Source organism: Salinibacter altiplanensis (genome assembly GCF_002894645.1).
Taxonomy (GTDB): domain Bacteria; phylum Bacteroidota; class Rhodothermia; order Rhodothermales; family Salinibacteraceae; genus Salinibacter; species Salinibacter altiplanensis.
In genome coordinates, this window is record NZ_NCQY01000003.1 from 23934 (window position 1) to 40764 (window position 16831).

A 16831-nucleotide genomic window follows, 5' to 3' on the forward strand; every position below is an offset into this window, starting at 1 on the left:
GTCCGGCCGACCGGAGGCGCGTTGCCTCCGCTTTTCTCTCCAGCCCTTGTCACGATGTCTACGAGCGAGACCCAGGGTGCCCCCCTGCCCAGCAATCGTGGAGATCCGGAGGCAGCCCCTTCTCTGCCCGAGCAGTCCGGGTTCGCAGATGCGGTGCTCGCGGCCATCCCCAGTCCGGTCTTCGTCTTTGGCCCCGACGATACGCTCGCATGGAGCAATGACCGTCTGCAAGACGCCGCGGGCGATTCGGCCCGGGCCCTGCGCGGGAAGCACCTGCCCGAGCTATTCGGGGAGGACGATGTCGCGGCCGTTCGGCAGGCCCTCGACGCCGCACGGACCGGGGACCGAGCCGCGGCGGTGGAGGCTGCACTCCGTCCCCAAGACGGCCTGCCCCGCCCGTGCACGTTCACGGCTCGGCCGATCGATGGGGGCTCGTCGGGGTACGTTATGGGCATCGCCCGGATGGAGCTCTTCTCCGCGGCCCAGAACGAAACACTTCGCCTTGAGCGCGATCAGTTGGCGGCACTGTACACGGGCCTCCCCAGCCCGGTGGTGCACTACGAAGTACAGAACGGAACGGCCATTGTGCGCAGCATCAACAAAGCCTTCGAGGAGGTCTTCGGGGGCTCACGAGCCGAAATCGTCGGTCGCAACCTGGATGCCCTCCTCGCCCCCGACGACTGCCGGTCCGGGGCCGAGGCCCTGACTCGGCAGGTGAAGAACGAGGGACGGGTGCAGGCCGAAGTGGTTCGCGAAACGGACGAGGGGCCCCGACACTTCCGGCTCGACTCGGTGCTCTTCTCCGACGGCGAGACGCCGAGGGGATACGCGATCTACACCGACATCACCAAGCAGAAGGCGCGGGAGCAGACGCTGCGCGATGAGCAGGAGGCCCTGCGGGCAATGTACCGCATTACCGCCGACCAGGAGGCCTCCTTCGAGAACAAGGTCAGCCGCCTCGTCAATCTCGGGTGTGCGTACCTGGACCTCCCGTACGGATTTTTGACGCGCATCTCGGACGACGCGCAGCACATCCTCTCTTCCACGGGGAACCATCCACTGCTTCAGACCGGCGCGTCGTGCCCCCTCTCCAAATCGTACTGTCAGAAAACGATGCAGGAGGAGGGCTTGCTGGCCCTCCAAGACGCCGCCAGTGCGGGATGGACGGAGGAGCCGGCCTACGAGGAATTCGGGCTGGGCACCTACATCGGCTCACAGATCTTGGTGAACGGGGACGTCTACGGCACGCTCTGCTTCGCCGCCTCCGAGCCCCGCGCCACCGCCTTCACCGAGCGGGAGCAAACCTTCGTGGAGCTGATGACCCGCTGGACCAGCTACGAGCTCGAACACCGTCGCGCCACGGAGCGACTTGAGCGCCAAAACGAACGACTCGACAACTTTGCCGGCCTGGTGGCCCACGACCTGCGCAACCCTCTCAACGTGGCGAAGGGGCGCCTTGAACTCGTCGACGACACGGAGGACCTCAGCCACCTCCCCGCCATCGATCGGGCCTTGATGCGGATGGACGCGATTATCGAGGACCTGCTGGCCATCACCTGGGGGAGCCAGCGCCTCGACCCCGACAACCTCGAAGACTGCGACCTCGGCCGCCTGGCTACATTGTGCTGGGAGCGGGTTGACATGCCCGAGGCCCATCTCGCCCTCGATGCCGCCCCCCGCGTGCACGCCGACGAGAACCGCCTCCAGCGGCTTCTGGAAAACCTCTTCCGCAACGCCATCGAGCACGGCGGCGACGGGGTGACCCTCCGCGTGGGCGCCCTCGACGACGGGTTCTTCGTCGAGGACGACGGCCCCGGCATCCCCCCCGACCAGCGCGAGCAGGTGCTCAAGGCGGGATACTCGTCGAACGAGGAAGGGACGGGGCTCGGCCTAAGCATCGTGAAGACCATCGTCGACGCCCACGGGTGGTCCCTCTCCCTCACGGAGGGACGTGAGGGCGGGGCTCGCTTCAACATTACCGGCGCCGACGTAAAGGCGTAGGCCCCCTGCAGAATCCGTTCGGGCGCTGCGGGAGACTGTGGTACGGGGACTGTGCCTCGCAACGGCCGCCGGGGCGGCCGGCCGGACCCCTCAGTGCAGTCCGGCCTCGAAGAGAAGCAGGCTCGCCGTGATGGTAAAGAGGATTCCAAGCCCAACCTCCATTACCCGATCCGGGACCCGCTCTGCAAGGATCGGTCCGAGCTGCGCCCCGGCGACAACGCCCGGCACTGTAAAGAGCAACAGGTTGCCCATCGTTGCGAGGCCGGTGAGCCCCCCCTGCCCGATTTGAATCATGTGCCCCACCGACGCGATGAGGGCTGTGATGGCGACCACGAAGACGCTCGTGGCAACCGACACGCTGCTGGGCACCCGGCATCGTTGCAGCAGGAAATACCCGTTCAGTTCGCCGAGGCCCGAGGACACCATCCCGAGGAACAGCCCCCCGACCCCAGAAATCAGCCGGCCCTCCACGGTGTTGCAGACCGTGTAGCAGATCTCCTCGCCCTCGGCCGTCACGAGGCACGTCTCGGCCGACTCTGGGTCTTCGCCGGCCATTTCTTCGAGGGCTGCCGTCTCCTCCTCGTCCGGCGCCCGCAGAAAGCTCACCGCCACGGCAAACAGGCCCATTCCGAGGATGACCTTGAGAATGTCGGCGTCGGCGAAGTGCGCGATTACAACCCCTGCAACGGCGGCCGGCACGGTGGCGGACAACAGCATGCCCCCCACCCGGTAGTCGACGAGCTGACGGCGCACGTAGGCGTACACGCCGCTTCCAAACCCGAACACCTCCACCACCAGCCCCGATCCCACAGCGAGCTCCGGCGGCAGACCAAGGCCCAGGATAAACAGCGGCGAGAAGAAGGTCGCCCCTCCTACCCCGGACGCCATCGCGATGGTGGCGATGACAACGCCAGCGGGAAGCATGTACCAGAACTCAGCGGTCATGGGCAGTCGGTCCAGCGGGTTTGAAAATGCAGACGCAAAGTCCCCTACGAGATGGATCAGGCAGGGGGCGCGGAGGAGGAGTCCTCACTGCCTTCAGCCTCGGTCGCCGGCTCCTTCGGCGAGGACGTCTTCTCCCGCACGGTCTGGACGGTCGAGTAGGCGCTGTACCCGATGAGTCCCACCACGAGCAGGTACACCCAGATCGGAAGGTTCTCGCCAGCAATAAACAAGTAGATGTAGGCCGACAGGACACAGAGCGAGGTGGCCACCACCGGGAGAAACGGCGACCGTCCCTGCCGCAGGTTCCGCACCAGCCACGCCACCGACAGCCAAAAAAAGGGAATGGCCCCGACCGAGATGCTGCCAAAGATCATGGGATTCACCCCGTACTGCGCCCCGAGACTGAAGAACCAGTCCTTGAACGCGGTCCAGAGTCCAGCGAGCACAATGCCTGCGAACGGGTCCGTCATGGCCTCATGGCGTTTGACTGAAAACGTGGCTGTTCTACGTTTTCTCTGTCCGGCGTCCGTTACGAGGGGCGACGCGAGCCCCCCAACGGGACCACGCCGATGGAGATATTTGTCGAGTGCAGGGATCGGCGGCCGGGCCGATGCGGGTGCTGGTGGGAAAGACCGGCGCCGTAACGCCCGTTTGGGACGGCACACCGAGTGAGGCGCCACGCTGCGGCACTGCCTCTTTGTCTCCGATGCGATTCGTTCTGCTTCCGCTCCTCGTACTGTCGCTGGTTCATCCTGCCCATGGCCAGTCCGCCCCCACCGAGGAGGCCTCCGCCCCGTCGTCATTTGCACGGCTGAGCGATGCGGCACAGTCCCTGGCCCAGCAGGTGCGCCGGGCCGTCGTGCAGGTCAAGGTGCGGCGGGTGGAGGGCCTTCAGGGCTCCGGGGAGGGCTCGACGCAACTGGCGGAGGTCTCAGGGAGCGGCTCAGGAGTCATCGTGGACTCGACAGGATTTATCGTCACGAACGCACACGTCGTCTCGGAGGCCACAGAGGTGTGGGTACAGCGGGCAACGCCAACCCCACCCCCGCCCGGGGAGAAGTCCATCCTGCGCCGACGCGGCTCGCTTCTGAAGGCGGAGGTGGTGGGGATCGATCCCGAGACGGACGTCGCCGTACTCGACGTGCCCGGGACGGACTACCCCACACTCCCCTTCGGCAACTCCGACCGGTTGCGGCGCGGGCAGGTGGTCTTTGCCTTCGGCAGCCCCATGGGACTGGAAAACTCCATGACGATGGGGATCGTCAGCGCCACGGCCCGACAGATGCGCCCGGGCGACCCGATGGTATATGTGCAGACCGATACGCCCATCAACCCCGGGAACAGCGGCGGCCCGCTGGTCAACCAGGACGGCGAGATGGTGGGCCTCAACACGTTCAACGTGTCACAATCCGGGGAGAGCGCGGGGCTCGGGTTTGCCGGGCCCAGCAACATCGTGGAGGCGGTGTATCGACAAATCCGGGCCCACGGGTCCGTGCGACGGGGGGTGATCGGGGCAAACGCACAGACCGTCACCCCAGAGTTGGCCCAGACGCTCAGCCTCAGCCAGGGCTACCGTGTTATTCTGGCGGACGTATACCCCGGCAGTCCCGCGGAGCGAGCCGGACTCCGGCCCGGCGATGTTGTGACCCACCTCAACGGAGAACGAATGCACAACGGCCGCGAACTCGACGTCAACCTCTACCCAAAGGCGGGCACGACCGTCACACTGGGCATCGTGCGCGAGGATTCTACGTTCGAGGCCCGGGTGCCCGTCGTGCAACGTCGGGGAGGGTCGGCGCGCTTCGCCGAGATGGCCACCCCTGAGGAGCACCTCGTGGCTCGGCTCGGCATTCTGGGGCTGCCCCTCACGGACGAGGTGGCGAAACACCTGTCGAGTCAGCGGCTGCCCAGCGGCGTAGTGGTGGCCGCCAGCAATCGCCCCCCCGCGCCCTGGGGAGACGGGTTGCAGCCCGGCGACGTGATTTACACCATCGACGGGCAGCGAGTCGAGAGCCCTTCTGCGCTCCGGTCCCTGATCGACGCAAAGGCGCCGGACGACCGCGTCCTGGCCCATGTTCTCCGCGACGGAACGATGCACTATCTCGTGCTGCCCGCGGGGTAAGGCACAGGCCCCTCCGTCCCGGCGTTCACCTTGCGGCACGACGGGAATGCGACGTGGGTTGTGCCGGATGCGTGTCCTCGAGCAGCCTGATTCTCACCGGGACGGAGCTCCGTTCGACCCGCTGTCCCCCACAGCCGACGGGCTTGCTCCCACTCCCAGCACGGGTCTCGCACACTGGGGACTTCCGTGGGTCGGCTTCGACGGGGAGTTCCGTTCTGCCGCTTGCCTGCACATGTGAGCGACAAGGACGCTCGGCCGGCGGCAGGGCATCCATCGCCCGCTCTGGTCACCTCTTCTGGAGGAGACAGGTGTAACAGCACACCGCGGGCCCAAACGAAGCCAGGCCTACTCGTGCGCGTGGCGTTCGCGCTTCACGTGCGTTCGACCCGATGACGAAAAGCCCCCTCCCCCGCGAAGTGGCATACTCCCCCATTGAGGACTACGGGCTCATCGGCGACATGCATACCGCGGCGCTCGTCGGCACGGACGGCTCCATCGACTGGTGCTGCCTGCCGCGGTTCGACGCCCCAAGCGTCTTTGCCCGCGTCCTCGACGCCGACAAGGGCGGCTACTTCCAGGTTGCCCCCCGGGGCGGGCAGGGAACCAGCACGCAGTTCTACTGGCCGGAGACGAACGTGCTGGTGACCCGCTTCCTCTCGGACGACGGCGTGGGAGAGGTGCGCGACTTCATGCCGGTGGCCGGACGGGCCGATGAGGCCGACCGCCGGCAGATCGTCCGGATGGTGCGGGCCGTGCGCGGAGCGGTAACCTTTCGGGTCGCGTGCCATCCCGCCTTCGACTACGCCCGGGCCGACCACGACACGGACCTGACAAGGAATGGCGCCTGCTTCCGTGGGGCCGACCAGGCGCTGAGCCTCGCTACGGAGGCCGACCTGGCACGTGAAGGAGACGGGGTCGTCGCCGACGTGACACTGGAAGAGGGCGAGAGCACAACCCTCCTCCTCCGCAACATCGACCCGGGCGACGGCTGCGCCCCCACGTTGGGGGCCGGGGAGGCCGAGCGTGCCTTCCGCGATACGGTGCAGTACTGGCGCGACTGGCTCTCGCAATGCACCTACACCGGCCGCTGGCGCGAGCAGGTCCACCGCTCGGCCCTGGCGCTGAAGCTTTTGACCTACGAGCCGACCGGCGCCATCGTGGCGGCCCCCACCTGCAGCCTGCCGGAAGACATCGGGGGCATCCGCAACTGGGACTACCGCTACACCTGGGTCCGCGACGCAGCGTTCACGCTGTACGCGTTCCTGCGCATCGGCTTTACCGAGGAAGCGCGCGAGTTCATTGGCTTTCTCTCGAACACGTGCCGGTTGGAGGCGGCGGGCGAGGGGCCGCTCCAGATCATGTACGGCATCGATGGGCGCACCGAGCTGCCCGAAGAGACCCTGGATCACCTGGAGGGCTACTGCGGGTCGGCCCCCGTCCGGGTGGGCAATGGGGCCTACGACCAGCTCCAGCTCGACATCTACGGGGAGATCACTGACGCGATCTACCTCCACGACAAGTACGGCGCCCCCATTTCCTACGAGACGTGGCAGTCGGTGCGCCGGTTTGCGAACTGGGTCTGTGAGAACTGGGACCGGCCCGACGAGGGGGTGTGGGAGGTGCGCGGCGGTCGCCAGCAGTTCGTCTACTCGAAGCTGATGTGCTGGGTCACCGTGGACCGGGCGCTCCGCCTGTCCCGAAAGCGCTCTCTCCCCGCCCCGGAGACCGAGTGGCAGCAGTGCCGCGACGCGATCTACGAGACGATCATGGACGACGGCTGGAACGAGGAGCGACAGGCGTTCACGCAGCAGCTGGGTGGCGACACGCTCGACGCCTCAAACCTAATGATGCCGCTCGTCCGGTTCATCTCTCCGGGCGACCATCGGATGCTGAGCACACTCGACGCGACGCTGCAGTCGCCCGATCAGGGCGGGCTCGTCACGGGCGGGCTCGTCTACCGCTACAACGTGGACGAGACCGAAGAGGGCCTGGAGGGCGAGGAGGGCACCTTCAACATCTGCACGTTCTGGCTGGTGGAGGCGCTTACCCGAGCCGGCCAGGTGGAGCCGGAACGGTTGGAGAACGCACGCCTGATCTTCGAGCAGATGCTCGGCTACTCGAATCACCTGGGCCTCTACGCCGAGGAGACGGGCACCCACGGCGAGGCGCTGGGCAACGTCCCGCAGGCCTTCACCCATCTGGCCCTCATCAGCGCCGCCTACAACCTCGACCGCGCCCTGGACGAGGACAAGGCGACGAACAGCCGTGGCGGGGGCTCCTGAGCGGAAGAGGCCGGACCGTTGAGAAGCAGCCTCCCCCCTCGCCGACCGGCCCGACAGGGAACGACTCATCCTCCCCCCATCCCTCTCGGGACCTCCACCCTCGCCGTTTCGGCCTCCGGAGGCCCGGACGTGGGAAGCCGCACGGTAAATCGGCTGCCTGTTCCCTCCTCCGTCTCGACCTCGACCTCCCCTCCCATTTTTTCGGTCGCCTTCTGGGTGACGGCCAACCCCACGCCACTGCCCTCGTACGCTCGGCTAATTCCCTCCGACGCCTGCCGAAACGGTTCGAAGAAATCCTCGGCCAGCGCCGGGTCCATTCCAATTCCACTGTCCTCAACCTCGAGGACTGCACGGTCGTTCTTCCGGGATACCCGAATCTGTACGCCCCCCTCTTCGGTGTACTTGATGGCGTTGGAAATCAGGTTCTGCAGGACGATCTGCACGCTTCCCACATCCCCCCACGCCCACACCGCCGGCTCGTCTGCCTGAACCGTCACGTTCAGTCCCTTCCCCGTCGCCCAGGGCCGCAGTTCCTCGGCGGTCCGGCGGGCCCTCTCGACCAGATCCACCGGCTCCATCTCAAGCTCCATCTGTTCCGCCTCCAGTTTTGACAGGTTCAGCACCCCGTCGAGGGTGTCCAGCAGGCGGCGTCCGCCCTGTTCGATGAGCTCGGCAAACCGACTGCCATTGCCACACCCATCCCCGATCTCGTCCCCGAGGGCGTCGGCAAAGCCGATGATCGACGTAAGCGGCGTGCGGATTTCATGGCTCATGTTGGCCAGAAACGAAGACTTGAGACGAGCAGCCTCCTCGGCCCGGTCCCGCGCCGCCTCGGCCTCCGCCCGCGCCTCTTCCGACTCCTCCTTTGCCGCACGCAGGGCCCGCTCCCGCTCAAGACGACCAAGCACCAGTGCCGCGTACCCCCCGAGCACCTCAATCAGGTACGTGTCGAACCCGCTAATCGCTTCCGGCTCCGGAGAGGCCGACGCAAACGTGCCGTACTCGCCGATTGGGGCAACGATGACCGACCGCAGATCGCCGTAGTCGTTGGGGTCGTCCACCTCCACGTCCTCCAGGTCGTCGACCGCGAACGTCTCGCCGCTGCGGTACACCTCCGCGACCACGCTGTCCCCCGTGACGTCGAAGGCGGGGCGCTCGGGCATGAAGCGAAAGGTGGACTCCGCCACGCTGACCACCTTCAGAGCCCCCTCCTCCACGAGCCGAACCGACACGCCTCGGTACCCGAGCACCTCACGCACGAGCCGGACCAGGCCCTCCGCCACCTCGTCCCGACTGCTGGCCCGTAGGAGGTCGTCGGTCGCCGCGTAGAGGGCCTCCACCTTCGCCTGCCGGTCCTTCAGCTCCTTCTCTCGTCGTTTTAGCTCTTGGGTGCGGCGCCGGACGGCAGACCGCAGGAACAGGATCACGGCAAGGCACACCAGCCCGCCCCCGCCCCCTCCCAGAAAGGCCCACCACAGGTATGTCTCGGTCAGTCCAATCTGCACTAAGTCATCGTCGTCCCGGGGAAGGATCTGGTAGGAGAGATCGTACTGGCCGATGATGCCTGTTACTTCCACCTGGTCTCCTTCCTCGAACCGCCCGAGGCGAATGCGGTCTGTGTGTCGACTCGACACGAAGACGGTGAGTTGAGCGTCCCCGCCCCTCTCCTCGCGGAGCACAAAATAGTCGCCCCCACGGTTCGCACTGCGTGCCGTAATCGTCCCCGAGACGCGCGCAAGTCGGCCCTCGTGGCGGTCTGTGGCCGCCGATGGGACGGAGAGGGGAATCGGATCCATCGCCCGCGGGGACGCCGCCACACGCTCGTACCCAAGCCCCTCGATCTCGGCGAGTCCGTCCTCGTACTTCAGCGTCCCCCACACCCGAGCGCTGTCCCCACGGCCGAGATCCGGGGCGGCCGGCAGACGCACGTGAAGCTCCCCCGTCGCATCCTGAAGGCTACCGACGCCCTTCTCCGGAAGGGGCAGCGCACCAGGGGCGGCGGCCACACGTCCCGCCACCGCCACCGTGTCGCCCACGCGGTCCGGCACGCCATCGTCGTCGAGGTCTTGCCGGACCTGCGCAATAGGAGCGGGCGCCTGGTGCCGGAGGCTGTCCACCGGCGAGGCATGCCCCACCGGGACACCGCCCCCGCCCAGCACCAGGCCCACGGCGAGCAGTCCCCAGGGAATCGGGCAACGCACAACAAACATCACATCAGCAACAACAGGCAATGGGGAACGGCGCGCCGAATGGCGAGGCCGTGCAACACATAACCTGCGCAAAAAGTGCTCCATCTTCAGTGCAGATCTGCACACACGCCCGGTCATGAGGTTTTGCAACGCGGTCGGGGTCGTCAACCGTAGCCGTTCCCACAACGATTTCTTCGGCCCTACACACAGCCTTGGGCGCACCGGCAACGTTCGGGCGCAGGGCGGAGCGCGTCGTGCAGTCTCGCGGCCCGAAGAAACGACTCCCGGCCCTTTCAGAACTTCACGCTGCGTGAAGGCACGTCCGTGCCATCGATGGGCCACGCGCACAGCCGAGCGGGGCACCGTCCCCGTTGTGGGCTCCCCGTTGTGGTCTGCCTCGTGGGCCAGGCCGGGCGCCGGACTGTTCGCCCGTGCCTTTGCGTCTCGGCTGCCCGTCCGGGACCGCTGTGCTAGCGTTCGGGGTACGGGAGCCGTTCGACGCCGAAGAAGATGGCGTAGAGGACGGGCACCACGATCATCGTAAGCACCGTGGCGAAGAGGAGCCCCGACGTGATGGTGACGGCCATGGCCACGAAGAACGCGTCGGTGAAGAGAGGGATCATGCCCAGCGCCGTCGTGATCGACGCCATCATGACCGGGCGCAGCCGGACGACGCTCGCGCCCACAATGGCCTGGTAGAGCGACGCGTCCTGCCGCCAGATCTCAATCTCATCGATCACGACCACGGCGTTTTTGATGAGGAGGCCCGACAGGCTCAGGAAGCCCAGCAGGGCCGTGAACCCGAAGGCCGCCCCCGTTACGAGCAGGCCGGCCACCACGCCGATCAGGGCCAGGGGCACGGTGAGCCAGATAATGAGCGGCTGGCGGAGCGCGTTGAAGAGCGCGATCGTGATCAGCACCATCAACACGAGGAAAATCGGAACGGCCGAGAAGAGGGAGGCATTGGCCTCGTTCGAATTTTCGTACTGTCCGCCCCACTCAATGTCATACCCCCGCGGAAGCGAGAGCTCCTCTACCGTCGGCCGCACCCGCTGGAACACCGAGGTCGCCGTCCCCGAGATGGGGTCGGCAAACACACTCATGGTGGGGGCGCGCTTGTGCCGCCACACGACCCCGTCCTCGAAGCCCGTCTCGAACGTGGAGACGACCTGCCGGATCGGAACGTACTGGTCCGCCACGGGACTCCACACCTGTGTATTTTTCATGTTGCTGGCACGGGCCCGCTCGTCGGAGGGGGCCCGCATCACGATGGGCAGCAGGTCGTTCCCCCGTCGATACACGCCCATGCGGGTGCCCTCGAAGGTGCGCTGGACCGCACGGGCCACGTCGGGGCGCGTCACACCGAGGGCACTTGCCGCATCTTCTGCCATCTGGGGACGGGTAACCTCCACGCGGCTGCGCCAGTCGGTACGGACGGCCTTGGTGTTGTCGTCCGCGCGGAAGATCCCCTCCACCCGTTGGGCAATGGCGCGAAGCGAGTCGGGGTTGGGGCCGCTGATGCGCGCCTGAATGCGTCCGTTGCCGCCCCCGGGGCCAAAGACGAACGGAAAGGCGTACACGTTGGCCCGCGGGAGCATCCTCGAGAGACGGGCGTCCACCGAGTCCTTGAGGCTCGCGATCGTCCGCCAGTCGTCGACGTCCACAATGAGCTGGCCGTAGGAGGGATTCTGTCGCTCCGGGCTGTAGGGGAGCACAAACCGAAGCGCCCCCTGTCCCACCACCGAGCTCACGTGGGTGACGGCGTCGAGATCCTGCACGTACTGCTCCGCCTCCCTCACGGCCGCCTCGGTGTCGCGGATGTGCGTGCCCTGTGGCATCCACACGTCCACGAGAAACTGCGGGCGCGTGGAGTCGGGGAAAAAGCTTTGCTTGACGAACCCGGCGCCCCACACCGACAGCCCCATGAGCCCCGTGATGACCGCCACCGTCACCCAGCGGTAGTTCATCGCGCCCTGGAGCAGGCGCCGGTAGACGGTGTAGACCGGCCCGTCGTGGGCGCTCTCGACCGCGTCGTCCGGGGCGGGCTTTTTCAGAAAGTCGACGCCCAGAAGGGGCGCGAGGGTCACGGAGAGCACCCAACTCAGGGACAGCGAGTAGAGAATCACGAGGAACAGCGACCCCAAGAACTCCCCACTGCTATCGGAGGACGTTCCGATGGCGGCGAAGCCGAGGACGGCCACGGCCGTGGCGCCGAAGAGGGGCCACTTCGTCTGCTCCACAATCTCCGACGCGGCCTCCACCCGCTCGCGCCCCTCCTTCAGGCGCGTGAGGATGCCGTCCACAATGACCACGGCGTTGTCCACGAGCATGCCGAGCGCAATGATGAGCGCACCCAGCGAGATCCGCTGCAGCACCACGTCCGTCGCGTACATCAGGATGAAGGTGCCCAGGACGGTCACCGCGAGCACAAACCCCATCAGGAGCCCACTGCGCCACCCCATCGCCACCAGCAATACGAGGATCACGATTGCGATGGCGGTGACCAGGTTCCAGACGAAGCCGCTCACCGCCTTGCTCACGTCCTCGGCCTGAAAGTTAACGTAGTTGTACTCGATGCCCAAGGGCCGGTCGGCCTTCAACGCGTCGAGCCGATCCTTTACGGCCTGCCCCATCGTGACGACGTTGCCCCCGTCGACGGTCGACACCCCGAGGCCAATGGCCGGCTGCCCATCGTACCGCATGAGCGCCCGGGGCGGCTCGGCATAGCCGCGCCGCACCGTGGCGATGTCCTCTAGGAAGATCTGGGTGCCACTCGAGCTCGCAATCAAAATCGACCGCAGATCGTCCAGCGACGCCGTCGCCCCCGACGGACGGACCGAGATGTGGCTGTCCCCCACCCGCACGCGCCCGGCATCGACGACAATGTTGTGCGTGCGCAGCTCCCCGGCAATCCGGTCGACGCTAATTCCTAGATTCGACAACCGATCACGGTTCGGCTCGACGTAGATGGTCTCCTGCCGGTCCGCAAAAATTTGGACCTTGGCGACGCCGTCGACCTGCACCAGCGCCCGCTTCAGCTCCTCCGCGTGATCTTCCAGTTCCTGTTTGCTGTAGCCCTCCCCGGTAATGGCCATAAAGATGCCGTACACGTCCCCGAAGTCGTCCTCCACCAGCGATGGGCCCGACCCGGGGGGAAGCCGCCCCTGAACGTCGTTCACCTTGTCGCGCAGGTCGTCGAAGGCCTGTGTTACGGCGTCCCCGATGACGTCGCTTTTCATCTCGACCTCCAGCGTCGAGCGGCCGCGGCTGGAGCGGGACGTGATCTCCTTCACCTTCCCCATTTCCTGGACGGCCTCCTCGATGGGATCGGAGACCTCCTCCTCGACTTCGTGGGCCGTCGCCCCCGGATACGGGGTCACCACCAGTGCACGCTTGATGGTGAACTCCGGGTCCTCCAGACGCCCCAGGTTGAGGAACGCGACGACGCCTCCCACCACCACGAGCACCGTGGTGACGTACGTCAGCGTCCGGTTCTGAATGGCTGCCTTGGCGATGTCCATGGTTGCTCACAGCGGAACACGTGAAAAGAGAGGGCGGCCGTGGAGGGCACAGCCTCCGGGCTACTTCAGACGGCGAACGGGGCGACCGTCACTGAGCTGATGGACCCCAGTTGCGACGATGCGGTCGCCGGCCCGCAGGCCCGCCGTAACGACCACGGTGCTGTCGCGCATCGTGCCCAGCGACACCGATTGGCGCGTCACCGTCATCGACGAGTCGTCCACCGTCCAGACGGAAGTCGTCCCGCTCGATGCTGAGAAGACGGCACTGGTCGGAATTTCGACCCCCTCCGACGCCTCGGGGCGTGCCCCCGGGTCTCCCCCCACGACGGCCCGAGCGGTCATGCCGGGGAGGAGGCCGGCGTCGTTCGGCGGGCGGATCGTGAGCGTCGCCTCGTAGGTGCGGGTGCGGAGGTCCGTCGTCGTCGTGATCTCCGTGAGCGTGGCGGGGAACCGGCGCTCCGGGCGCGTCGAAACGGTGACGAAGAGGGAGTCCGATTGTAGGGCGCGGCGCATCCGGCTCTGCTCCGGAACGTCGACCTCCACCTCCATCTGGGAAAGGTCCTGCACGGTCACGACGGCCTGCTGCGGGCCGACGGTTTCGTTCAGCTCCACCATCGTCTCCGCCACACGCCCATCGAACGGGGCCGTGATGCGCGTGTCTCCGACCTGGGTCTGGGCCTGCTCGAGCTGAGACTGGGCCACCTCGTACTCGCGCTGCCGCGCCTCCAGTTGCTGTTGCGACACGATGCCCTGAGCGTACAGGGACTTGGCCCGCTCATACGCCGACCGGGCCGCGTTCCGGGTGGCGCGGGCAGACTGCCGCCGCGACTGCGCGTCGGTGCCGTCGACCCGGGCGATGAGCTGCCCCTTTTCGACGCGCTCCCCCGCCTGTACAGGCAGAGCCACGACCGTCCCCGGCACCTCGAACGAGAGGGTGGCCGTCTCGGCGGCCGAGACCGTTCCCGGATACTCACGGGCCGGCGCAGTTCCCGCCCCCTGCACGGTGTGTACCTTGACCGGCCGCACCGACGGTTCCAGGGACGGAGCGGACGCGCTCTCGGCACCACACCCCCCCAGGAGCACGGCCGCCCCAATGATCAGCGCGAGCACGGTGCCCGGGGGCATGGGGGCACGAGAACAGAAAGCATCAGACGTAGGCATCGACAGATCGTGGCGTCGTTGAAGAAAACAGTGGACCCGAACGAGTGCTTTACCGTCCGTCCTTCATGAAGGCACGGAGGCGCTCACGGACGGCCGCCCGCTCGTCGGCGGTCTGCAGCGGCCCGATGCGCGAGATGGCCCGTTCCGTCTGCAGGAGCCGAAGCAGGAACGAGTAGCGGGCGTCGACCTCCGCCAGGCGAGCATCCAGGACCGCCTCCTGGGCGTCGAGAAGGTCGAGCACATCGGCCGCCCCGGCGGTGTAGGAATCTTGGACAAGCTCAATCGTCTCTTGGGCCGTGCGCCGACCGGCCTCCGCCTCCCGCAGGCTGAGGTAGCCGGCCGTGGCCTGCTCAGTTCGCGCCCGGATGCGCTCTTCGAGGCTGGAGCGCACCTCCCGGCGCTGGGCCGTGAGCTGGCTGAGCCGGGCCCGCCCCTGCTCGATCTGCGCGTCGCGCTGGAAGCCTGTGAAGAGCGGCAGGCTGAGGGAGAGCCCCACGTTCCAGGTGGTGCTGGGCGTCTGCGGAATGGCGGCGCCGGCCGGTCCTCCCGGCAGGGAGATCGACTCGGTGCCCGCCCCGCCCTCCAGCACGCGACTGTTGAGCTGCCCCTCCAGGGCCACGGTGGGGGCCCAGTAGGACTGCTGCCCCGCCTCCACGCCCCGGCGGGCCGCCGCGATCTGTTCGTCGAGCGCCTGGAGCGCAGGGGCATTCGACACCCCCTCCTCCAGCAAAAAGTCGGTAAGGCGCTGGCGCGCGGACGGGGTGTGCCCGTGCTCCGCAAAGACCGACTCCGGGAGCGTCAGGACGGAGGCGGACGGCGACAGCCCGGCCACTCCCGCGAGGCCTTCGGGGGATCGGGCCAGCACCTGCGCGAGACGCGCCCGCGCCACCTCGACCCGCGCCTCGGCGTCGAGAACCGTGCGCCGCGCCTGGGCCGCCTGGGTTTTGAACCGCAGCACCTGCTGACGCCCTGCCTGCCCGGATTCCTCCTGGGCCCGGGCCAGGGACAAGTTTTCCCGACTAAGGGCGAGGTCGCCCCGACGGACCTCGGCCAGCGCGCGGGCCTGGAGGACCGAGACATAGGCGCTCGATACCTGGAGCGCAACGTCCTGCTCGGAGCGTTCCACGTCGGCCGCACCGGCCGCCCGCTGGCGCTTCGCAATCTCCAGGTCGCCTACGTCACGGGGCGAGAACAGGGTCTGTGAGAACGAGACCGATCCGCTCAGCGCCCGCTCGGGCTGGGCCCCAAAGCTGGCCGCGGCCTGGTCGGCATCCACTTGGCGGGCCCGCGCCCCCGCCTGCACCTGCGGGAGCAGGTCGGCCCGCTCCACCCGCACGTTCTCGCGCGTCGCCGCCAGCCCCGATCGCCGGGCACTCAGCTCGTGGTTGGCCCCCACGCCCCGGCGCACCGCCTGGGCGTACGTCATCGAATCCGTAGAGGCCGGGGTGGGCGTGCCGGTTAGGGTTGCCCGCAGGCGCAGGTCGCTCGGCACAGAGAAGCCGAGCCCACGGGCCGTCGACTCGTTGACGTAGGGCGTCCGCGGGGAGGGGAGCTTCACAGAGAGCGACTCGGCGGCCGCGCCCCGAAGCAGGTCCACGGCGTGGAGGGCCACGCGTCGCGAAATGGGATCGGCGGAGGGGGCGGACGCCGTCGCCAGTGCCCCCCGGTCCACGAGCTCACGCCCTCGGTGGACGGCCGTCGGAATCTGGCGCGTGCGCAGGCCCGAGATCAGCCGGTCCTTCTCCACCGACGAAAGCGGCAGCGGCGTTGCGAGGTAGGCCGCGTCTGTGTCGGGGGGCAGGGCGTTCAGCGTGGCCTCGGCCGTAGACCGGGCCGGCACCACGCGCCAGCTCACGTTCGACGAGTCCCGCCGCTCGAGCCGGTCGCGCATCTGCTCGGCGAGCGCGGGCGCCCCCTCTATCATACGAGCCGGCACCAGGAGCGCCGGGGCCGACGCCGGCGCCAGCGACCGCAACAGGTCCATGTTTTCACGCACCAGGCCCGGCTCGGTGACGTAGGTCAGGTTCGCCGCGCCGCTGGCGTCGTCCGCCATCGGAATTCCCTGCAGGCCCGGGTCGAGGACGTGGGCCGCCACCACCGGCACGCTTCGTGTGGACTTTAGCGAGAGCCGATGAGAGGCCGACAGGCCCACGGCAATGATGACTGCGGGGCCCGGCCCGTCGTCCGCGAGGCGCCCGAGGGCCGTGCTATCACTCGCGCTCAGGACTCGCCGGTACCGCTCCGGAAACCGCACGCGGCGCTCCGGGCCCACGAGAGATCGGACTTCTCGCCGAATGGTTTCGGCGGCCTGGCGGTGCGCCCGCGAGGAATCGCTGAGTACGAACCCGATTTCCACGTCCGCCTCGGGCGCCGGCTGGGCGGCTGCTTGCGGGTGGGAACGAGACAACGCCCCAAGGACACTCCCCAGGAGCACCACTGCGAGCACCCGTCCCCACGACACGGAGGCCGTGCCGGGACGCCAGTGGTCGGCGGACAGACGAGCGAGAAACGTCAAGGAGTCCATATACAAGCGGTAAACATTGTCGATGACAGGATCCGGCACTCGAATTCGGGTGCCCCACTGCAGCATGCATATATCATACCACCGCA

The 16831-nt window shown here is 67.5% G+C and carries 9 protein-coding genes; 3 read left to right on the forward strand and 6 right to left on the reverse strand.

Annotated elements, in window-relative coordinates; genetic code table 11:
- The first annotated feature begins 54 nt into the window (after positions 1–54).
- A complete protein-coding gene (locus B7R93_RS02255; protein WP_103019231.1) occupies positions 55–2001 on the forward strand; it encodes a PAS domain-containing protein in 1947 nt (648 codons plus the stop codon).
- Positions 2002–2091: 90 nt separating this feature from the next.
- On the opposite strand, the gene B7R93_RS02260 is transcribed toward B7R93_RS02255, so the two are convergent.
- Positions 2092–2946: a sulfite exporter TauE/SafE family protein gene (locus B7R93_RS02260; protein WP_103019232.1), complete on the reverse strand. Its 855-nt coding sequence runs from the start codon at positions 2944–2946 to the stop codon at positions 2092–2094.
- A gap of 56 nt (positions 2947–3002) precedes the next feature.
- Positions 3003–3416 carry a hypothetical protein gene (locus B7R93_RS02265; RefSeq protein ID WP_103019233.1) on the reverse strand — a complete coding sequence of 138 codons (414 nt, stop codon included), beginning with the start codon at positions 3414–3416 and terminating at the stop codon, positions 3003–3005.
- 236 nt (positions 3417–3652) lie between these two features.
- On the opposite strand from B7R93_RS02265, the gene B7R93_RS02270 reads away from it, so the two are divergent.
- Positions 3653–5068: a trypsin-like peptidase domain-containing protein gene (locus B7R93_RS02270; protein WP_198598557.1), complete on the forward strand. Its 1416-nt coding sequence runs from the start codon at positions 3653–3655 to the stop codon at positions 5066–5068.
- A gap of 416 nt (positions 5069–5484) precedes the next feature.
- Positions 5485–7350: a glycoside hydrolase family 15 protein gene (locus B7R93_RS02275; RefSeq protein ID WP_103019260.1), complete on the forward strand. Its 1866-nt coding sequence runs from the start codon at positions 5485–5487 to the stop codon at positions 7348–7350.
- 65 nt (positions 7351–7415) lie between these two features.
- On the opposite strand, the gene B7R93_RS02280 is transcribed toward B7R93_RS02275, so the two are convergent.
- The 4 genes from B7R93_RS02280 to B7R93_RS02295 all read right to left on the reverse strand — a co-directional run bounded on the left by B7R93_RS02280 (position 7416) and on the right by B7R93_RS02295 (position 16745).
- Complete coding sequence (locus B7R93_RS02280; RefSeq protein ID WP_103019235.1) at positions 7416–9560, reverse strand: GAF domain-containing sensor histidine kinase; 2145 nt, start codon at positions 9558–9560, stop codon at positions 7416–7418.
- 449 nt (positions 9561–10009) lie between these two features.
- Entirely contained in the window at positions 10010–13060 is a 3051-nt protein-coding gene (locus B7R93_RS02285; protein WP_103019236.1) for an efflux RND transporter permease subunit, read from the reverse strand.
- A 60-nt stretch (positions 13061–13120) separates the two neighbouring features.
- A complete protein-coding gene (locus B7R93_RS02290; protein ID WP_232797925.1) occupies positions 13121–14185 on the reverse strand; it encodes an efflux RND transporter periplasmic adaptor subunit in 1065 nt (354 codons plus the stop codon).
- Between the two features lie 85 nt (positions 14186–14270).
- Entirely contained in the window at positions 14271–16745 is a 2475-nt protein-coding gene (locus B7R93_RS02295) for a TolC family protein (RefSeq protein ID WP_103019238.1), read from the reverse strand.
- Positions 16746–16831 lie beyond the last annotated feature (86 nt).